This window comes from Natrinema altunense, from assembly GCF_000731985.1.
GTDB classification, from domain to species: Archaea; Halobacteriota; Halobacteria; order Halobacteriales; family Natrialbaceae; genus Natrinema; species Natrinema altunense.
The window spans coordinates 399761-418380 of sequence record NZ_JNCS01000003.1; the positions used below are offsets into that span (position 1 = coordinate 399761).

Annotated in this window: 18 protein-coding genes and 1 tRNA gene; 11 read left to right on the forward strand and 8 right to left on the reverse strand. The window is 66.7% G+C overall.

Features of this window, described 5'->3' with window-relative positions:
- The first annotated feature begins 219 nt into the window (after positions 1-219).
- Genes ALTAJ2_RS08805 through ALTAJ2_RS08830 form a run of 6 tightly spaced genes read left to right on the forward strand, consistent with a single transcriptional unit; the run spans position 220 to position 7174 of the window.
- On the forward strand, positions 220-1383 hold the full coding sequence (locus tag ALTAJ2_RS08805) for a glycosyltransferase (protein WP_007108973.1): 1164 nt from the start codon (positions 220-222) through the stop codon (positions 1381-1383).
- Complete coding sequence (locus ALTAJ2_RS08810; protein ID WP_007108972.1) at positions 1380-2564, forward strand: glycosyltransferase; 1185 nt, start codon at positions 1380-1382, stop codon at positions 2562-2564. Before ALTAJ2_RS08805 ends, ALTAJ2_RS08810 begins: the two co-directional genes overlap by 4 nt.
- The gene (locus ALTAJ2_RS08815) at positions 2561-3655 is read left to right on the forward strand and encodes a glycosyltransferase (RefSeq protein ID WP_007108971.1); all 1095 of its coding nucleotides are present in this window, start codon (positions 2561-2563) and stop codon (positions 3653-3655) included. The genes ALTAJ2_RS08810 and ALTAJ2_RS08815 overlap by 4 nt, the downstream gene beginning before the upstream one ends.
- Positions 3652-5142 carry a sulfatase-like hydrolase/transferase gene (locus ALTAJ2_RS08820; RefSeq protein WP_007108970.1) on the forward strand — a complete coding sequence of 497 codons (1491 nt, stop codon included), beginning with the start codon at positions 3652-3654 and terminating at the stop codon, positions 5140-5142. The genes ALTAJ2_RS08815 and ALTAJ2_RS08820 overlap by 4 nt, the downstream gene beginning before the upstream one ends.
- A complete protein-coding gene (locus ALTAJ2_RS08825) occupies positions 5139-6260 on the forward strand; it encodes a sulfatase-like hydrolase/transferase (RefSeq protein ID WP_007108969.1) in 1122 nt (373 codons plus the stop codon). The genes ALTAJ2_RS08820 and ALTAJ2_RS08825 overlap by 4 nt, the downstream gene beginning before the upstream one ends.
- The gene (locus ALTAJ2_RS08830) at positions 6257-7174 is read left to right on the forward strand and encodes an alkaline phosphatase family protein (protein ID WP_007108968.1); all 918 of its coding nucleotides are present in this window, start codon (positions 6257-6259) and stop codon (positions 7172-7174) included. Before ALTAJ2_RS08825 ends, ALTAJ2_RS08830 begins: the two co-directional genes overlap by 4 nt.
- Positions 7175-7528: 354 nt before the next feature.
- Here ALTAJ2_RS08830 and ALTAJ2_RS08835 read toward each other — a convergent pair.
- Positions 7529-7603 (reverse strand) — tRNA-Met (locus tag ALTAJ2_RS08835).
- 259 nt (positions 7604-7862) lie between these two features.
- On the opposite strand from ALTAJ2_RS08835, the gene ALTAJ2_RS08840 reads away from it, so the two are divergent.
- The 3 genes from ALTAJ2_RS08840 to ALTAJ2_RS08850 all read left to right on the forward strand — a co-directional run bounded on the left by ALTAJ2_RS08840 (position 7863) and on the right by ALTAJ2_RS08850 (position 11907).
- Positions 7863-8873, forward strand: coding sequence for a hypothetical protein (locus tag ALTAJ2_RS08840; protein ID WP_007108967.1), 1011 nt, complete (start codon positions 7863-7865; stop codon positions 8871-8873).
- A 91-nt stretch (positions 8874-8964) separates the two neighbouring features.
- On the forward strand, positions 8965-10374 hold the full coding sequence (locus ALTAJ2_RS08845) for a sulfatase-like hydrolase/transferase (RefSeq protein ID WP_007108966.1): 1410 nt from the start codon (positions 8965-8967) through the stop codon (positions 10372-10374).
- Positions 10375-10470: 96 nt separating this feature from the next.
- Positions 10471-11907, forward strand: coding sequence for an oligosaccharide flippase family protein (locus tag ALTAJ2_RS08850; protein ID WP_049900275.1), 1437 nt, complete (start codon positions 10471-10473; stop codon positions 11905-11907).
- On the opposite strand, the gene ALTAJ2_RS08855 is transcribed toward ALTAJ2_RS08850, so the two are convergent.
- The 3 genes from ALTAJ2_RS08855 to ALTAJ2_RS08865 form a co-directional block, all read right to left on the reverse strand.
- The gene (locus ALTAJ2_RS08855) at positions 11904-12722 is read right to left on the reverse strand and encodes a hypothetical protein (protein ID WP_007108964.1); all 819 of its coding nucleotides are present in this window, start codon (positions 12720-12722) and stop codon (positions 11904-11906) included. The genes ALTAJ2_RS08850 and ALTAJ2_RS08855 overlap by 4 nt on opposite strands.
- An 87-nt stretch (positions 12723-12809) precedes the next feature.
- Positions 12810-13841, reverse strand: coding sequence for a 4-demethylwyosine synthase TYW1 (gene twy1, locus ALTAJ2_RS08860; RefSeq protein WP_007108963.1), 1032 nt, complete (start codon positions 13839-13841; stop codon positions 12810-12812).
- Between the two features lie 52 nt (positions 13842-13893).
- Positions 13894-14229, reverse strand: coding sequence for a hypothetical protein (locus tag ALTAJ2_RS08865; protein ID WP_007108962.1), 336 nt, complete (start codon positions 14227-14229; stop codon positions 13894-13896).
- A 112-nt stretch (positions 14230-14341) separates the two neighbouring features.
- On the opposite strand from ALTAJ2_RS08865, the gene ALTAJ2_RS08870 reads away from it, so the two are divergent.
- A complete protein-coding gene (locus ALTAJ2_RS08870; protein WP_007108961.1) occupies positions 14342-14707 on the forward strand; it encodes a hypothetical protein in 366 nt (121 codons plus the stop codon).
- A gap of 35 nt (positions 14708-14742) precedes the next feature.
- Here the strand turns inward: ALTAJ2_RS08870 and ALTAJ2_RS08875 are convergent, their stop codons facing one another.
- The 4 genes from ALTAJ2_RS08875 to ALTAJ2_RS08890 all read right to left on the reverse strand — a co-directional run bounded on the left by ALTAJ2_RS08875 (position 14743) and on the right by ALTAJ2_RS08890 (position 18084).
- Positions 14743-15648, reverse strand: a complete 906-nt coding sequence (locus tag ALTAJ2_RS08875; protein WP_239647716.1) for a hypothetical protein — start codon at positions 15646-15648, stop codon at positions 14743-14745.
- Between the two features lie 558 nt (positions 15649-16206).
- Entirely contained in the window at positions 16207-16794 is a 588-nt protein-coding gene (locus tag ALTAJ2_RS08880; protein ID WP_007108958.1) for a helix-turn-helix domain-containing protein, read from the reverse strand.
- 87 nt (positions 16795-16881) lie between these two features.
- A complete protein-coding gene (locus ALTAJ2_RS08885; protein WP_007108957.1) occupies positions 16882-17565 on the reverse strand; it encodes an HAD-IIB family hydrolase in 684 nt (227 codons plus the stop codon).
- A gap of 132 nt (positions 17566-17697) precedes the next feature.
- A complete protein-coding gene (locus ALTAJ2_RS08890) occupies positions 17698-18084 on the reverse strand; it encodes a hotdog family protein (protein WP_007108956.1) in 387 nt (128 codons plus the stop codon).
- Positions 18085-18385: 301 nt separating this feature from the next.
- Here ALTAJ2_RS08890 and ALTAJ2_RS19145 point away from each other — a divergent pair, with 301 nt between their 5' ends.
- The gene (locus ALTAJ2_RS19145; protein ID WP_160163687.1) at positions 18386-18523 is read left to right on the forward strand and encodes a DUF7557 family protein; all 138 of its coding nucleotides are present in this window, start codon (positions 18386-18388) and stop codon (positions 18521-18523) included.
- Positions 18524-18620: the final 97 nt, after the last annotated feature.

Sequence of the window (18620 nt, forward strand, 5' to 3'; positions counted from 1 at the left end):
GGGTTCACGAACGTTTATCGCGTACTCGAAGGTGTCGAGCCGTGGCCAAAAGGCCACCGATCCTGCGAGTTCCGCCCGGCGGTCACCGATCGCGGACTCGTGGCGTGCCCCGCAAGCGACGGCACCAGTCCGGATCGATGACAGTCACAGTCGTCTCACCGTGCACAATGCAAGCCGACGGGCTTTGCAGCGGACCGTTGAGCGTTGAGGCGTACTCGCATGAAGCGTCTCCTCGAGGTCCTGTTCGGGGTCGTCGCGCTGACCGGTTTGCCGTATCTGATCTACCTCGGCGTCTACTATCTCCGGCGGCCGTCGGGAACGCCCGCCGAGACCTGGCCGCGAGAACCCTCGGTGAGCATCGTCCTGCCGACGTACAACGAGGCCGCGATCGTCGAGTCGAAACTCGAGGAACTCGTCGAACTCGACTACCCGATGGATCGGGTCGAGATCGTCGTGGTCGACTCGAGCGACGACGGAACGGCCGACCTGGTCGAGACCTTCTTCGCCGGCCGCCGGGAACCGAAGCTGACGCTCATCCGCGAGGACGAGCGTCGGGGGTTGGCACCCGCGCTGAACGAGGCCTACGCCGCCGCGGCGAACGAAGTCGTCGTCAAGACCGACTGCGACTCCCGGATCGCAGCGGACGCCCTCCGTACGGCCGTCTCGAATCTGGCCGACCCGTCCGTCGCGGCGGTGACGGGGCGCAATGCGGACGTCATCGGAGAGAGCGAAGTCGAGCGCGGGTACCGCGACATCCAGACGATGATCCAGGTCTTGGAATCGCATATCGACTCGACGCTGATCTTCCACGGGCCGTTCTCGGCGTTCGAGCGCGACGCGATCGTCCCGATCGACGAGGACTCGATCGCCGACGACACCGAACTCGCCCTCAAGATCCGGCGCAACGGGGGCCGCGTCGTCTTCGATCCGGCCATCCGCTACAAGGAAGCCGCCCACTCCGAGTTCGGCAAGCGCCGCGAGCAAAAGGACCGGCGCGCGATGGGGCTGCTCCGGCTCCTGTGGCGACAGCGCGACGCGCTCGGCCGACACGGGGCCTACGGCCGCGTCGTCCTCCCCTTCAACTGGTGGTTTATGATCGTTTCACCGTGGCTCGTCGCGACCGGCATCGGCGTGGCGACGATCGGATCGCTGGCCGTCCTCGGCCCGCTCGGGCTGGCGACGCCCATCGGCGTCCTCGCGTTCACGGCGCTCGGTTCTCGCGACGCGCTCGGCCCGGCCCAACCGCTGTACGCGCTGTTCGACAGTCAGATCTCGCTGTTTCGGGCGAGCGTCTCGCTCCTCCGCGCCCGCGCCACCGGCAACGAGGAGACCCATGACGGTACCTGGTCGCCCGACCGGGAGCTCCGGGAGGTGTTACAGTGACTGACGTGGCGATCCTCCACGACCGCTTCCCCGGCATCGGCGGCGGCGAGGAGTTCGCGATCGAGGCCGCCAGGGTGCTCGACGCCCCGATCTACACGACCTACGTCGCCGCGGACACGGAACTGCCCCCCGATATCGAGGTGATCCCGTTCCAGCAATCGAAGTACACGTCGCTCCCGTGGCGCCCCTTCCTCGAGTGGAAAAACGAGGGTCTGAACCCCCTCGAGACGCTGAACGTGGCGCTCGACCTGACCGACGCTCACCCGGCCCTCACGGAGTACGACGTGGTCCTCGAGAGCGCGCCGCTGTCGAAGTACTACGTCCCCGACGTGGGCCAGCGGATCGTTCACTACCCACATAGCCCGCCGCGATGGCTGTACGATCTCTATCGGGACCGGCTCTCGTCGTTCCAGTTGCCGTTCGTCGGGATCGGTCTCAAGGCGTACGCGAAGGCGTGGCGCGCGCTCGACAAGGAGGCCAACGACTACGTCGATCGGTTCGTCGCGAACAGCGAACTGGTCCGGGACCGCATCCGGCAGTTCTACGACCGCGACGCTGCGGTGGTCTACCCGCCGGTCACCGGCGACTGGCGCAACGAGGGTGACGACGGCTACTTCGTCACCTGGTCCCGGCTCGCCCCCGAGAAGCGGATCGATCTGATCGCGACGGCGTTTGCGGGGCTCGACGAACGCCTCGTGATCGCCGGCGACGGCGAACAGCGCGACCGACTCGAGGCGGTCGCCGCGAACTCCGACAACATCGAGGTCCGGGGCTACGTCGAGGACATCGAGTCGCTCGTCGCGCGAGCGACCGCGGTCGTCTACGCGCCGAAACGGGAGGATTTCGGCCTCGTCGGGGCCGAGGCCATGATGGCCGGCAAGCCACTGCTCGGCGTCGACGAGGGGTTCACGCGGTATCAGGTCCGGGAGGGACGAACCGGGCTCTGCTTCGAGCCGACGGTCGCGTCCGTCCGCGAGACGGTCCGACGGTTCGATCCCGACGACTTCGACGCCGACGAGATCCGCGCTGCGGCCCGCCGCTACGAGTACGACCGCTTCGCGGCGGGGCTTCGCGAGGTCGTCGCCGAGACGGCGGCCGTCGACGCTCCCCCGGACTCGGACCGCGCGGACGACGCCCACGGACCCGAACGGCGGCGTCCCGAGGGGGTGCTCGATCCGTGACGACGAGGACGACCGCACCCGATCGAGGCGGTAACTCAACGACTCGAGCGCCGACCGAGACGCCGCGTCCGCGGCGAGGGGCGACGAGCGATCGGTGTCTGCTCTATCAGAACAGCGACGCACACCCAGCCCACCGGGTCTTCGCCGACGCCGTGAGCGCCGATCGCCGCCACTTCGAAACCGGCACTCGACCGCCCGAACCGGGCGGCAACACCAACCGGACTCTCGACCGGCTTCGAACCGCCGGGACGTTGCCCGCCTACGAGACTGTCATCGCGGAGGGGAGCGCCCCGCTCCAGACGGGACTCGCCTACAAACTACGCCATCCGGGGACGACCCTCGTCTACCTCGCCGCGGACGAGACCTTTTATACGCTCGCCGAACGGCCGACACGACACCTCTGGCGCGGCCTCAGACCCCTCACGAACCGGCTGCTCGACGGCGTGATCGCGGTCGGCCGCGACGCCTCCCGCTGGGCGCGGCCGTACATCGGCGACGTCCCGGTCGCGTACGTTCGGCCCCCGATCGCCGACGCGAAGTACGAACGGCTCGCCGCGCTCTCCCCGCGTTCGCCCGCGGACCCGTTTACCGTTCTCTCGGCGGGCGAGGCCAAACCCGCGAACGGCTACGATCGGCTGGCTCGAGCGGTCGAGCGGGTCGCCGGGGTCGTCGAGGTCGACGTTCGACTGGTCGTCCTCGGAGCGGGCCACGACGAGCAGCCGTACGCGGCACTGCCCCGCGTCGTCACGCCCGGCTTCGTCGATCCGGACGCGTTCGCCGACTGGTTCGACCGCGCGAGCGTCTACGTTCAGTCCTCGCGGGGCGACGCGTTTCCCGTCGCCGCGCTCGAGGGGCTCCTCTCGGGAACGCCGACGATCGTCACCGAGGCGACCGGGGTCCGAGAGCTACTGCCGGCTCGACAGGTCGTCCCGCCGACCGAAGCGGGCCTGTTCGACGGGCTGGTGGCGTTCGCCGACCTGTCGCCCGCGGCGCGGCGGTCCGTCGCGAGCGACCAGCGGAGCCTCGTCACTGACCTGACCGAATCGAACCAGCGAGACCGCTTCAGTGTCGCACTCGAGCGATTCACATGACTGGAGACGCCCGTCCGAACGTCGTCGTCCTCTGTCTTGACACCGTCAGGAAGGACGTCTACGACCGGTACGCCGCTCGCCTCCGGGAGATGGCGACCGTCCGGTTCGAGGGCATGCGGGCGCTCGCCGGCTGGAGCGTCCCGAGCCACGCCGGCCTCCTGACGGGCTCGGTCCCGTCGGAAACGGGCGTCCACGCCCACCAGCGCCGGTTCGACCCGATCGACGCCGCGGACACTTGGATCGCGGCACTCGAACGGCAGGGATACGAGTCGGTCTGTGTCTCGTCGAACATCTACGCCAGCCCCGTCTTCGGGTTCGACCGCTTTTTCGATCGCACGGTCCCCATCTCGCCGAGCCGCAGGCTGCCAGCCGGAATGGATGTCCAGCGCCACATCGCCGATCGGTCGACCGACGGCGTGGAAGCCTATGCCGGTTTCGTCCGGCAGGCCCTCGCGCACGACCACCCGCTGCGCTCGCTGGCCAACGGCGTCCTCCTCAAACTGGACGACCTGAGCCGGAGGTTACCGGTCGAGAAACCGACCGACTTCGGCGGCCGCGCGATCGCTCGAACCCTCGAGCGGGCGGTCACCGAACCCGACGGGCCGGTACTCGCCTTCGCCAATTTCATGGATGCCCACGGCCCGCACACGCCGTTTCGCGGGTTGGACGACTCGATCCACGGCGTTTCAGCCGACTTCCACTCGAGTTCGTTCCGCGATTCGGACGTAAACGCCGCGGACGGCCTCGGCGAGTTCGGTGCGGCGGTCGAACGCGTCCGGCGGCTGTACGCGGCGACGGTCGACTACCTCGATCGAGTCGTGGCCGACCTCGTGAGCGCCCTCGAGAGCGGCGACGACCGCGAATCGATCCTGATCGTGACGGCCGACCACGGCGAGAACCTCGGCTACGAATCGGACGGCTACCTCATGAATCACATGAGCAGCCTCTCCGAAGGGCTGTTGCACGTCCCGTGCGACATCATCGCGACCGGTGATCGCCCCCTCGACCTTGCGGTCGACGAGACTCGAGCCGACGACCGGAGCGCGGTCCCTGGCGACACTGCCCGTCCGGTCGACGTCGACGGGCTCAGTTCCCACGCCGACCTCGGGAGCGTGATCCGAGCGCTCGCGAGCACGGAGCCGTTCGATCCGTTCGCCTTCGAGCGCGAGCGCGCCCGGGCCGAGATCGTCGGCTCGGGCTCCGGCATCCCGGAGGGCAGCGACGAATCCTACTGGGACCGGGGCCAGCGGGTCGTCTACCGTGGTGACCGGAAGTACTACCGCGACCAACTCGGCACCGAGGCGGTGTACGACGTCTCCGGGCCGCCGTCGAAGCAGGCCGAACGTCCCGACGAGACGGTCCCGGACGGTCTCTTCGCGTCCGCCTTCGGCGACTGGGTCACCGACGGCGACCACGACGAACGGGCGTTCGGCGAGGCGGTAGACGCGGCGAGCCGTGCGCGACTGGAGGACCTGGGATACCTATGACCGATCACACGACGGATACGACACTGTTAGTCACGGTCGACTCGCTCAGAACCGACCACGTCCAGTACATGCCTCGAACCCTAGAATTTCTGGACGCAACTCACGACGCTGCCTTCGCCACGAGCACCGCGACGCCCGGCAGCTTCCCGGCCATTATCGGCGGGGAATACCCGGCCGGTAACGGCCTCGAGTCCGAGGCCAGCGTCGCCCACGAGTTCGAGTCCCACTGCGTCGGGATCACGACGAACCATCTGCTCTCCCAGGAGTACGGCTACGCGGCCGGCTTCGACTCGTTTACGTCGCCGAAAGGCGGCGGCGAGTCGCTGAAGGACAAGGGTGCGATCCTGCTCGAGCGGGGTTCGCTCCCCTACAAGCTCGCCAGTTGGGGCTACAACCGGTACCAGCGGCTCCGGAGCTACGTCGCCGAGACGGCGAAGTCGTTCCGTCCCGCGGCCGCCGTCGTCGACCAGTTCCTGGCCGAGATCGACGGCCACGAGGGGTGGTTCGGCTGGCTGCATCTCATGGAACCGCACCACCCGTACGATCCCGACGGCGCGACGATCGACCGAGCGCGAGCCCAGCGGGTCACCCGCCGAGTCCTCGCCGGGCGCGGCTCCGAGGCGGACGAAGCCCTCGTGCGGGACCTCTACCGCCGGGAGATCGCCGAACTCGACGCGGCCCTCGAGACTCTCTGGAACGCGATCCCGGACGAGACGCGCGTCGTCTTCTGTGGCGACCACGGCGAGCTGCTCGGCGAGGACGGGCTGTGGGGACACCCCGGCGAAATGCGACCCGAACTGCTGAACGTTCCGTTCGGCACGCGGAACGCCCCCGATCTCGGAGAGGTCGTCTCGCTGGTCGACGTCCCGACGATCCTGACGGGGACCGAACACGGCGTCGGGACGCTCGATCGCGAGGTCGCCTTCGCCGCCTACGGGGACCAGAAAGCCGCCATGACGGCCGCCCACATCGCGACCGGCGACGGCACGTCTCGACTCGAGGACGGCGAGAAGGTGGCGGACCCCACCCTCGAGCGAGAACTCGAGCGGTTCGATCCCGCCTACGTCGTCAAGGAAGACGCGTTGCAGGAGGATCTGGAGGACTTGGGCTACGCATGACGGTCGTCGTCCTCGCGCTCGACGCGCTCGATGCCGGGTTGGTCGACCACTTCGACCTCGACGCCGTCCGCCTCGAGTCGGGTGGCGAGATCGAGACGTTCGCGAACACGCAGGCGGTGCCGTACACGCCGGAGGTCTGGGCGACCGTCGCGACCGGGCTCGAGCCGGCCGAACACGGGATCACCGGCGGCGGCACCAGCGAGTGGGCGAACCCGGCTCTCGATCTCGCGTCGACGGTCACCGGTCGCCTCGACGAGTCGACTCGGGGCACGCTCGGCAAACTCGTTCGGTCGCGGACCGGCACGCGCGAGCGCATCGGCGAGACGGATCGGGAATCGATGTTCGACGCCGACGACGCGGTCGTCCACAACTGGCCGGGCGTCCACGACGGCCGGCCGCTCCAGCGAGCCTGGGACCTGATGAACGCCGTTGCGGAGGGGATGCCCCGTCACGAGTTCGAGCGCGAACTGTTCGGGCTCTGTGCCCAGCAGTTCGGCTGGGCCCGCGAGATGCTCGTGCATCCAGTCTCGATCGCCGGCGTCCACGTCCACACGCTGGATGCCGCGGGTCACGCCTACGCCGACGACGAGGCCGCACTGGCACGCGCCTACGACCGCGTCGGCGGGTTCGTCGACGAAATCGTCGCCGCCCTCGGCGAGGACGACGACCTCCTCGTCGTCAGCGACCACGGCATGCGAACCGAATTCTATCCACCCGACGCGGGCGAGAAGCCGGCGAGTCACTCCTGGCGCGCGTACGCGAGTTCCACGGCGGAGACATCTCCGAAGTCGGTCTACGACGTGCGCCGGTGGGTCGAGGAGCGCGCGGCGGCGGCCGGCGCGAGCGCGTCCGATGACGACGTGGGAATCGACATGCCGACCGAGCGCCTGCGCGAACTCGGCTATCTCGACTGACCGCTACTGATGCTGTGCTGTGGCGCGCGCTGACGGCTGCCCGAGCGCCAGCGAGGGTAGCCGTCGATACTGCGCGAGGGATGAGCGAACGCAATAGGCGTGAGCGAATCGGTTGGGGAGGGTGTGGCAATTCCCTGCCGCCACGATAGCAGACCACTTCTCGTCGGTGTTCGCACGGTACCGTTCGCTTCCACGTTTGCGTAGCAGCTGCCGTTCGTTTTCAGACGGGATGGTCGCGTTCGACCCCCCACGATCGATTTCAGCGAGGTGCGACCTCGAGTTCACAATCTCGAACAGGAATCGACGCTCACGACACTCGCCGCTTCGCTCCTCGTTGTTGTTCGCGTCGAAAAGTAGCGGGAGGTAGATTTGAACTACCGATCTGCGGGTTATGAGCCCGCCGGAATCTCCTGGCTATCCCATCCCGCTGTCCTCCACTCTCTGCTGCCCACGATTAAGGCTTGGTATTCGCGTTTCGTCTCCGAATCGCGTATCGTGTGGTTCGATACGGAAGCATCAGTGATGCATTACCGTGTGATCGACTCGCAAAACCCGTTCCGGACGACTGTCTACTCGAGACAGTTCGACTCGAGAGCGGCATCTACGATCCCCGTTCGGCGTCGAATCGGACTGTTGTCTGCCCGTAGTCGCCCCATAATTATGGCCCGTTCCGGTGGAGACGGGCGCAATGCGAATCCTGCTTTTGCGGACGTGGACGACGAACATCGGGAACGGGTTCATCGACTACGGGGCGAGGGCGATGCTCGAGCGGGCGTTTCCCGACGCGGAGATCGTCGAGACGGGCGGCTATCCCAACCACGCGGCGGACACCGCGGCGCTGTGGCGCGGGACCCGAAAGTTCGAACGGATGGCGGGCCACGGGGCGGACTACGAGTCGCCGACCCATCAGATTCGGCAAAACACGGTGACCATCAGTGAACTGATCGACGCCGATCTGGCCGTCCTCCCGGGCTGTGTGCTCTCCCGGCCGACGTTCCGGAAGTACTTCGACACGCTCACTCGACTCAGGGAGCGGGACATTCCGATCGTCATCATCGGCGGGGGTGGCGAGGAGTACGACGAGGCCGAGCGCGAGGACGTCGCGGCCGTCTTCGACGCGCTCGATATCGAGGTCCTGCTCACGCGGGACCGAACCGCCTACGAGGCGTACGGCGACCTCGTCGAGTACCTGTACGACGGCATCGACTGCTCGCTGTTCCTGGGCGACGCGCATCAACCGCCCGAGGCGAACCGGGAGTTCGACGTCCACACGTTCGATAAGGGTGAGGAGCCCGATATCGACGGCGCGTCGTCGACGATCATCAGGCCCGATCACGCGCCGTTCGACGAACCGTACCACTTCCCGGTCGGCGAGCGGGCGCGGGAACTGGTCGGCCTCGAGACGCCCCTGTTCGAGCAGGAGAACGTCTTCGTCTCCGATATGGTGACCGATTACCTCTTCCTCTACGCCAACGCAGATGTGGTCCGCTCGGACCGGATCCACGCCTGTCTGCCCGCCCTGACATACGGCAACCGGGCGCAGTTCTACTTCGACACGCCGCGAGCGAACCTGTTCGATCGGGTGCCGATCGACGGCGACGTGACGAACGAGCCGGTCCGGTTCGATATGGACGCCCTCGAGCGCGAGACGGACGCGCAGGTCGCGGCGCTCGAAGAGGCGATCGCGACGGTCCTGTGAGCGTGACGATCTCGCTGCACGGCTGGCTGGCAGCGACCGTTCCGCGGTCGGTCATTGCCGGGGATAGGTTCTTCGGCGGAGGGCTGGTAGGATGAGCGGACACGCGACCATGGGAGACGAGCCATCCATCGCCCTCGTCGTGCTCGACACGCTCCGGGCGGATGCGTTCGACGAACACTTCGACTGGCTACCGGGCGTGCAGTTCACGAACGCGTGGAGCACGAGCCACTGGACGGCCCCGGCTCACGCCTCGCTGTTCACCGGTCGCTACGCGAGCGAGGCCGGCGTGACGATCAGCTCACAGGATTTCGATCGACACACGACGCGCCTCCCCGAACTCCTCCAGAAGCGCGGGTATCGGACGCGGGCGTTCAGTTGTAACGTCAACATCTCCGAACGGCTGGGCTGGCACCACGGGTTCGACGCGTTCGACGGCGGCTGGCGACTCCGCGGTCTCGGCGAGAACGTCTTCGACTGGGACGCGTTCATCGCCGAGCACCAGTCCGACGGCCCCGACCGGTACCTCTGGGCGCTCTGGCGCTGCGTCGACGGCGACTGCGATACGACGCAATCGCTGAAACAGGGTGCCCTGATGAAGCTCCGGGACATGGGGCTCAAGGGACGCCATCGCGACGACGGCGCGGCAGAACTGCTCGAGTACGTTCGCGACCGCTCGTGGGACCGCGATCGGGAGTTCCTGTTCGCGAACCTCATGGAGGCCCACCGGCCGTACGACCCGCCCGACGAGTACCGCACCGATCCGGACGCGGACCCGCCCCATTTCGACGGCGTGAAGGCCACGCTCGAGGAGCCGCCGTACGAACCGGAGCGGATCACGACCGCGTACGACGACGCCGTCCGATACCTCTCGGACATCTACCGGGACATCTACGGGGAACTCGCTGCGGAGTTCGACTACGTCGTCACGCTCGCCGACCACGGCGAGGCCCTCGGCGAGTACGGCGCGTGGGAACACGGCAGCGGACTCTATCCGCCCGTGATGCGGGTCCCGCTCGTCGTCTCCGCACCCGGCTCGCACGCCGGCCACCGGACGCCCGACGCGAGCGGGACGCGAGCGACGCGGGACGCCCTCGTGACCCACCTCGACGTCTACGCGACGCTGCTCGACCTCGCCGGCATCGACTCCGACCACCGCCGGGGCAACTCGCTTCGGCCGCTGCTCTCGAGTGACCCGCCAGCGCTGGAACGCCGGTCGAACGCGCTCTCGGAGTTCCACGGGATTTCCAGGCGACGCCGACTCTCGCTCGAGGCCGACGGCTATGCGGTCGCACGGGTCGACACCGAACGTCACGGGCTCGCGACGGCCGACTGTTACTACTTCGAGGACCTGACCGAGGCCCGGACGATCGGCGACTGCGATCCGGCGGCCCTCGAGGCGGAACTCGATCGGAAGGTCGCCGACCTCGAGCGCCGCGAGGACCTCTCGGAGGCCGACCTCGCCGGTCTCGAATCCCAACTCGAGGAGCTGGGGTATCTGTGACCGCAGGACCGAACCGAGCGGCCGGCCGGAAAACCGTTCGGCCCGACCGTCGGCGCTGTGATCGCCCGACCGATCGTAAACGGGTACCCGGCAGCGATGAGTGACGCGACGACGGTCAGCCTCGGGGGCGAGACGGTCAAGGCGACGGCGGCGAAGTTCACGATGGCCGCGATCGGGTTCCTCGGTACGATCGTCTTCGCGCGGGTGCTCGGCCCGACCGGGTTCGGCGGCTATTACCTCCTCTTTTCGCTGGTGAAAATCGCCGACCGGGCGGTCAACGGGTGGGGAACGGCGGTGAAAAAGCGATACTCGGAGGTCGACGCCCCGTCGGGGGAGCTGATCGGCAGTCAGGGACTGTTCACGCTCGTGTGGATGGCACTCGCCATCGCCGCGGCGGCCGTCGCGTCGAGGTGGCTCGTCTCCTACACGGGACTCCCCGAAGCGCCGATCCTGTTCGTCGTCTTGCTGTTCGCAGTCACGCTCTTCGAGCCGCTCGATCTGATCGTGCAAGCCCGCGGCCGCGTCGGGGCCTCGATGTGGACCGACACGCTCCGGTCGGTACTCACCTTCCCGCTCCAGTTGGGCCTGATCGTGCTCGGGTTCGGCGCGGCGGGAATGGCCTATGGACTCGCCGCCGCGACGTTCCTGACGGTGCCAGTCCTCTGGTATTTCATCCGGACGCGGCCGGTCGTACCGACTCGAGAGACGGTTAGGAACCTCTGGTCGTACGCCAGATACAGCGTTCCGAACTCGTTTCTCGGACAGGCCTACGATCGGTTCGACATCATCCTGCTCGGCTACCTGCTCGCGCCCGCCGCCGCCGGCCACTACGAGGTCGCGCTCAAGCTCACGGTCCCGGCGACGTTCGTCACGATGGCCGCCTCGAGCGGGCTGATGGCCCGCGTGAGCCACCGCCACAGCGAGGGCGAGCCGCTCGGCCCCGACATCTCGAATACGCTCTCGTTTACCAGTATCATCGCGATCCCGATGTTCTTCGGTGCCGTCGCCATGCCGGAGCAACTCGTGGTGACGCTCTTCGGGCCCGGGTACAGCGCGGCTGCGACGCTGCTCGTCGGCCTCGCGGCCTATCAGGTCGCCAAAACCCAGGCCGGCGTGCTCACGAGCGTGCTCTACGGGATCGACCGCCCGGACAGCAACACGCGGATCTCGGCCGTGACGCTCGCGATCAACGTCGTCCTCGGCGTCGCACTGACGCTCGCCTCCGGCGCGATCGGCGTCGTCGTCGCGACGGTCGTCGCGGAAACGCTCCGCTACGCCCTTTCAGCCGCCGTCGTCAAGCGAGAACTCTCGACGGTCGTCCTGTTCCCGCGGACGCTGGGCGAACAGGTCGCCGCCGGTCTCGTGATGGTCGCCGTGATCGTCCCCGTCGAGCGCGCCGTTGCCATCGACCACTGGTATCAGCTCCTCGCGATCATCGCACTGGGCGCGGCGGTCTACGGGGTCACGCTGGCGGCCATCAGCAGAAAACTCCGCGTGACGATCAGGGGCGTCGTCCGCAGTTCGCGACTCTAGAGTTCGCGAGCGATGTACGCGTCGATCGCTGCGACCCGATCCGGGTCGTACGTCCAGAACCCGTCCCAGGTCCGCGGCTCCGTCTCGAGGCAGACGAGCGCGACGGGACCGCTCGCCGACTCGGCAGCGGCGGCCGCTCCCGCCCCGGTCGGATCGTAGACGACGAACCAGGCGTCCCGATACTCGCTTCCCGGGCCGGTGTGGGCGGTCACGTCGAGATCGACCGTCGCGCCGTCGTCGATCCCGTAGACGTGCGTCTCGACGTCGGTCGCGGCGAGTTTCGCGTAGACATCCCGCGTGCCGATCTCGTCGCCGATACGCGAGAGGCGCTGGAACGCCGAGCGAAGCGTGCCGTGACCGGTTGCCCAGGCGCGCTGTTCGATGTACCGGGAGACGATGATCAGAAGGAGTTTCTCCTTGTCCGAGAGGGGGTAGCCACAGAGCCGGAGTCGCGTCTCGTCGAGGTTCGCGAGGACCGCCGGCAGTTCGATCTCGCCGACGCCGCGCGCGCCGGTCACGAACAGGTCCGAGTTGATCGCGAGGATCGAATCGTACAGTTCCAGCATCGGCGAGGCGGCGACGGGCTGGCCGTCCTCGAAGAGCACGGCCGTATCGCCCGCCGCCTCGAGCGCGCGCTCGATCTCGGGTCCGATATCGGAAGCCGCCGGGATCGTCACGTTCGATTCGACGCCGACCGGTTGCTCCGCGAACGTCTCGGCGAGCATTCGCTCGAGAGGCCCCGTCGTGTCGTCGCTGATGACGGCGATCGTCCGGTCGGGAGTTCCGATCTCGTCGATGAACGATCGCAGGGACACCTGTGGACCTTCCGTCGTTCGGTACGTAAATGTTCTCGCCGCCGCCGGGCGACGGCGTTGCGCCCATCACGGACCGGGCCGTCCGGCTCAGTCGCCCGTGACCGGGTCGCGCTCCCAGAATTCGCTTCCCTTCTGTAGTTTCGGGACCCACGTGTCGTTGGTCTTCGAGACGAGGGCCACGCGGGAGGCCGGCACACCCATCACTTCGTCGAATTCAGGCATGTGTTCCCGAACGTCCTCGGCGAACGCGACGACTTCCTCGTGGTCGGGCATCGCGGATCGGTCGAGTCGACCCCGCGAGTGGCCGACGTGCATGTACGCTTTCAGTTCGATGAAGTCGGGATCGGCCTGCTGGTAGAACCCGGCGTACCAGTCCGGATTATGCATGTTCTCGCCCTCGACGAGCGTCGTCCGGAGCACGGTTCGGGTATCGTCTTTCTCCGCGAGGACGTGCATCGTCTCGAGGAGGTTCTCCCAGGCGTCGTCCTCCATCGCGCCGACGACCCGATCGAAGGTGTGGCGTTCGGGGGCGTCGACGCTGACGTAGAGCTGAGTCGGGTCACAGTCCCGGAGCATCTCGGGACGGGTCCCGTTCGAGACGAGGAAGGTGGTGATATCGCGGTCGTGGAAGGCCTCGATGAGTTCGGGGAGATAGGGATACAGCGTCGGCTCGCCGTCCAGCGAGATGGCGACGTGACGGGGCTCCATCGCCTGCTCGAACACCTCGCGTGGGACCTCCTCGTTGCCGCCAAAGCCCGAGAGCAGTTTCTTCTGGAGGTCGATCGAGGCGTCGACGACCGCTTCGGGGTCGTCCCACGCGACGTCGTCCATCTCGTAGGAGTGGCCCTGGTGGTCGCGCCAGCAGAAGACACAGCGCTCGTTGCACCGGACGACCGGCGTCATCTGGATGCAACGGTGGGACTCGATGCCGTAGAAGATGTTCTTGTAACACTTCCCCTCGCCGCGCAGGGCGTTTGCCGTCCAGCCGCAGGTCTGGGCGGCCGTGTGGTTCTCGCTGTGATACTCCGGGCTCGAGACCTGTGCCGGTCCGCCGCCGTCGCCCTCGGCGGTGGCGTCGCCGCTCGCTCCGTCGGCCCCGGGATTCGCGGAGTCGCTCATGATGCCTGTCGTTGGGCGGGCGCGGGCAAAAGGCCAGTGGTGTCCGGGCCACCTACTCCTCGTTTCGGCGCTCGTTCGCGCCGTCGCCGCCCGGGCCGTCGGGAAGCGCGTGGGGATCGGCGGGTTCGTCGCCGTGTCTCGCGTCGTCGCGTTCGAAGAGGTACAGCGCCGGGCCCGCGATCACCATCACGAGCAGCCCGGGGATCGGCACGTTCGGCGGTCCCAGATACGTGGCCAGTCCACCGCCACAGGTGACGGCTACGAGCCCCGCCCACAGCGCCGGCCGCGAGATCTCGAGCCGGACCGCGTCCCTGTAGACGGCGGCGGCACAGCCGAGGACGACCGCGAACCCGACGACGGCGACGGCGATGACCTGCAGGGAAACCATATCCGGAGTTATCCCGCCGGCTGTAAGTCAGTGTCGCGATTCGCCGGCCGTCCGCGCTTCGCTTCCGTACGAAAGCCTCGCGCTCTTGCCCGTTCCGGCCGACCAGTCATGTATGATTGGTGCCTATACGATCGGCAAGAAGGCGGTCACTTTCGGCTACAAACGATACGGCATTCCGGGCGCGGTCGCCTCGGGCGGCGCGGCACTGGTGGGGTATCTGATCGTCCGACGAGCGCTCGAGTCGTCGACGAACGACGGGACCGTCGAGTCGGCGATCGACGCCGGCGAGATCCGGTCCGCGGTCGCGGAGACGGGACTGAGCGCCGTCACCGAGAAAGAGACCCTCGAGCGGGCCATCGACGAGGAGCAAGTCGACACGGGGGTCGACATGGACGACGTGCAGTCGTCGGTCGCGGACGAAACCGACGAGTTCGCCGACGGCACGGGCGGGGACGACTCGAACGCGGGACAGAGCTAGCATAGCGAGTGCGCCGTCGGCCGCAGCGGCCGCTCTCAGGGCTCGTAGTGTTGGCGGTGGACGATCCGTTCGTCGTCGCCGTCGATCGCGGTCACGACGATCTGGTCGCCGTCCGGGTTCAGTTCGACGCTTCCGCTTGCACCCGCCCAGGTCGACGAGAGGTCGCCGTGTTCGTCGTTGTAGAACTCGATCTCCGTGCCGGCGATCGTCGATTCGATGCGAACGGTATCGGCGTCGACGCCCGGCGAGTCAGTGAGATGGACCCGCGCCCACTCCGTCTCCTCGCCGAGGTTGTCCTGGTCGAACTCCCAGTCGATCCCCGCGACGACGTCGTTCTCCTCGTCCTCGATGGGGTCCTTGAACGCCTCCGTCGGGTCCTCCGGCGTCTCGTCTTCGGTCCCGATCAGGAATACCTTCCATGCATTACCCTCCGTCACAAATACCCACACGTCGAGCTCTTCGGCCGCGAGGTCGTCGGACGCAACCTCGACGATCGCAATGTCGTTCGATCCGATCGCCGTCGAGAGTTCGTCGTCCTCGAACCAGAAGTCGGCGGTCGCCAGGTCGAGGACGTCCTCGACGGCGGCGTCTTCGATCACGCGTTCGATCTCGTAGCCGTCGACGTCCTCGTAGGCGTCACCCTGGAACTCCCAGCCCGCTTCTTCCCAGCCCTCCGGATGAAGCGGACTCGAGCCGTGGGTACGCGTCGCGATCGTCTCGGTGTCTTCGGCGGCGGCCGCATCGAGATAGTCGTCGATGAGCGGCCGCAGTTCGTCCTCGAGCGCCGCCGATTCGTCGCCGTCCGTGCCGCCGCCGTCGGTGCTCGTCGACTCGCCATCGCCGCTGCTCGAGTCGCCGGCAGTGAGCGTCTCGCCCAGGCAGCCGGCAGTAGTCAACACTGTCGTAACCGCACCGCCCTGGAGGACGCGCCGCCGGCTCACGGCGGTAGTCGTCGTCGATGACTCGCTCTCGCATTGTCGGGGGGACCGATTTCGGAGTCCGAACATTGCAATCGTCTCGAACAATCACGGATAGGTAAACCCGGGCACGAATTTCGCGGCCACGAACTGCCCATTAGCAGCCGTGAAACGGCTATTCATCCGTTCGAGCCGAATTCCCCCTCGACCGGAAGCGTCGCCGCTGTGAGGGTGCAGTTCGGACCGAAACGGGACCGCTGACTGCCGGGACAGCGATGGGTCTGGCGGGTGTCGGCCGTACTGCCGGATGGACCGGATCGAAACGGATACCGATCGTGCTCGAGGGGCGAGCGGCGGGTGCGGACTCACCGACCCGTTCGTGCCTTGTCCTCGGACACTCGTTCGTCGAGACGGGGAGACGAAGCCGGCACCGACGTTCCCGGCAACGAAAGCCCGCGGATGAACGGCGATCCCGGCGAACGAGCGGTCAACGAGCAGTTCCGGTCCGGGATTCGGTGTCGGCGCGGTCGAGAACCCGGTCTCGTGTCGCAACCGGTACCGCCAGTCGGGCAGTTCGTCGATTCAGTCGCTCGAGAGCGCGTCCGGTAGGACATCCCGGGACCGCAGCCAGCGTGCCCCCCGTTCGGTGAACAACAACAGGAAGCTGATCCCGAACAGGTCGGCGGCCGTATCCCAGAGGACGATATCGCTCTCTATACCGATGTCCGCGCCCACAACGGTCAGTCCACCGCCGAGCGCGAACGCCACGAGCGTCAACTGAAACCCGGCGAGCACGAGCGTTCGGATGCCGGCTGTATCCCGCATCGTGAGAAAGTCCCGCGTGGAGAGCCGATCCAGCGGGGAGTCGGTCACGAGCGCCCGTTTCCCCTCCGGCGACAGGGGCCAGTCCGACGCCGGGTAATCGATGTAGTACAGCGTCACTGACTCCGGATACGTCTCGGTGGCGACGACATCGATCTCCTGGAGTTCGTGGAGGCGGTTTCGAACGGTCGCCTTGCTGATATTCGGCTTGACGAGCGCTTGCAACTGTCGAATCGAGAAGAACGGCCGCTCGGACTCGAACATCGTCTCGACGACGTGGCGTTGGGTCAGGGTGTTGTCGAGGTTCCGGTCGATCCGCTCGTCGATCCAGTTCGGAAGGGCGGACACGGTAGTTCGGACTGTCGCCAGGAACGACATAAAAGTAGGAGCGCATTTCACGGCCGTGAATCGGCGATTCGCGGCTCCGAAACCGTGTTACCTCGTGCCACGAACCCGCTCGAGGACGGCGAGCGTCCCCTCGGCGTGGACGCCGTCGAGCACCTCGTCCGCGGCGGCTTTCGCCGCCTCGTCGGCGTTTGCGACGGCGAACCCGCGACCGACGGTCTCGAAGGTCGAGACGTCATTGATCGAGTCGCCGACGGCGACGCAGTCCGCGGGATCGATGCCGACGTGATCGGCGATCCGGACGATTCCCTCGCCTTTGTTCGGGTCGGTGTCCTTGACGTGGTAGGCGTAACCGGTGTCGATCACTTCGAGGCCGTGTTCCGCGGCGATCTCGCGGAGGGGCTCGAGTGGTTGGTCCAGGCTGACCGCGATCTCGGTCTCGCGCCAGCGGTTGACCGTGTCCGCCGCGCCCCAGCCGAGGTCGTAGCCGGCGGCCCGGTAGTCCTCGACGACCGCTCGAGCGGCCTCCCGATCGGCGGTGAAGAAGACCTCGTCGCCGGGATAGACGACGCCGCCGTTCTCGGCGACGACGAGTTCCGGAATCCCGATGAAGTGACAGAGGGCGATAGGGTAGGGGAAGGCCTTCCCGGTGGCGATCACGATCGGCGCGTCCCACTCGTACAGCGGCTCGAAAACGCGGGGATCGATCCCCCAGCCCTCCGGGCGGGTCAGCGTGCCATCGATATCGAGGACGAGCGGCGGCTCGGCGGTCATAGGTATCACTCGAGGGCTGGGCGACCTAAAGGGGTCGGGTCGGACCGGATCGAGACCGACGGCGCAACGGAGGCGGTTCCTCGACAACGTCGTCGCGAGTCAGCCCGCGAGACGCGGGCGACCACCCCGTCGTCAGGAGTCCTTCTGGATGATCCCCTCAGTCACTGCGGTCAAGACGACCTGCCCGTCCGCGTTCTCACAGACGACATCCGACGTGAACTCGTAGCGGTCGTCCCGTTCGACGACCGTGTCGTACGTCGATCGACAGGTAATCGGCTCGCCGGTATAGACCGGCCGATGAAAATCGATCTCCATCGTGCTGGCCAACACTTCGCTATCGCTTCCCAGTTTCGTCGGCAGGGTCGCCGTCAGCAATCCCTGTACCATCACTCGTCCGTCCGCGTCCGGCTCAGTGTGTCGGGGCTGGTCGTCACCGGTGAGCGCCGCGAACTGCTGGACGTCGTCGACCGTGAACGTTCGCTCGTACGTTCGCGTCTCGCCTTCGATTGGCTCCGTCATCTGTTTCTGCCCCGTAACTGACACGCCGGAATAATAAGCGTGTGCTTTGCGTTCAATGCACAACTATCGATGGTTCTCGGCACTCTGAATAGCCAGCCACACGCCGCCCAAACTCATCACTGATGAGCCGATCCGAACTTGGGTCCAGTTCGGTACTCCTATACGTTTGACCTGTGAGCGTCAGGTCCGTTTATCGCACCCATACACACCATCACCTCATGAAATAATAAAAAATTAGATAACGAGGCAATTAAGTCATGATATGCTGGATGCTTTGAAATCGGAGTTTCATAGCCATACCATGGCCGATGAGACGACAACAGTAACGGTTTCGACGGAGACCTGGAAGCGGCTTACATTGCGGAAAGACCCGGGTGACAGCTTTGACGACGTGATAACGGAACTGCTTGACGAAGTCGAAGAGGGAGACGAAGACTAACGGTAGTCAATAGCGCCGTCTCCTGCATCGTGGCTCTACCTGTGGTCACCGCTACCCGCTCGAGCGGTCCGAACGATGGCAGAAGCGGGTGAAAAAC

What these genes read in the sequence shown, in the direction of transcription:
- ALTAJ2_RS08850 (WP_049900275.1), top strand. Translation starts at nt 10,471, where the DNA reads ATGAGTGACGCGACGACGGTCAGCCTCGGGGGCGAGACGGTCAAGGCG.
- ALTAJ2_RS08820 (WP_007108970.1), top strand. Translation starts at nt 3,652, where the DNA reads ATGACTGGAGACGCCCGTCCGAACGTCGTCGTCCTCTGTCTTGACACC.
- ALTAJ2_RS08830 (WP_007108968.1), top strand. Translation starts at nt 6,257, where the DNA reads ATGACGGTCGTCGTCCTCGCGCTCGACGCGCTCGATGCCGGGTTGGTC.
- ALTAJ2_RS08845 (WP_007108966.1), top strand. Translation starts at nt 8,965, where the DNA reads ATGAGCGGACACGCGACCATGGGAGACGAGCCATCCATCGCCCTCGTC.
- ALTAJ2_RS08825 (WP_007108969.1), top strand. Translation starts at nt 5,139, where the DNA reads ATGACCGATCACACGACGGATACGACACTGTTAGTCACGGTCGACTCG.
- ALTAJ2_RS08885 (WP_007108957.1), bottom strand. Translation starts at nt 17,565, where the DNA reads ATGACCGCCGAGCCGCCGCTCGTCCTCGATATCGATGGCACGCTGACC.
- ALTAJ2_RS08870 (WP_007108961.1), top strand. Translation starts at nt 14,342, where the DNA reads ATGATTGGTGCCTATACGATCGGCAAGAAGGCGGTCACTTTCGGCTAC.
- ALTAJ2_RS19145 (WP_160163687.1), top strand. Translation starts at nt 18,386, where the DNA reads ATGGCCGATGAGACGACAACAGTAACGGTTTCGACGGAGACCTGGAAG.
- ALTAJ2_RS08865 (WP_007108962.1), bottom strand. Translation starts at nt 14,229, where the DNA reads ATGGTTTCCCTGCAGGTCATCGCCGTCGCCGTCGTCGGGTTCGCGGTC.
- ALTAJ2_RS08840 (WP_007108967.1), top strand. Translation starts at nt 7,863, where the DNA reads ATGCGAATCCTGCTTTTGCGGACGTGGACGACGAACATCGGGAACGGG.
- ALTAJ2_RS08890 (WP_007108956.1), bottom strand. Translation starts at nt 18,084, where the DNA reads ATGACGGAGCCAATCGAAGGCGAGACGCGAACGTACGAGCGAACGTTC.
- ALTAJ2_RS08805 (WP_007108973.1), top strand. Translation starts at nt 220, where the DNA reads ATGAAGCGTCTCCTCGAGGTCCTGTTCGGGGTCGTCGCGCTGACCGGT.
- twy1 (WP_007108963.1), bottom strand. Translation starts at nt 13,841, where the DNA reads ATGAGCGACTCCGCGAATCCCGGGGCCGACGGAGCGAGCGGCGACGCC.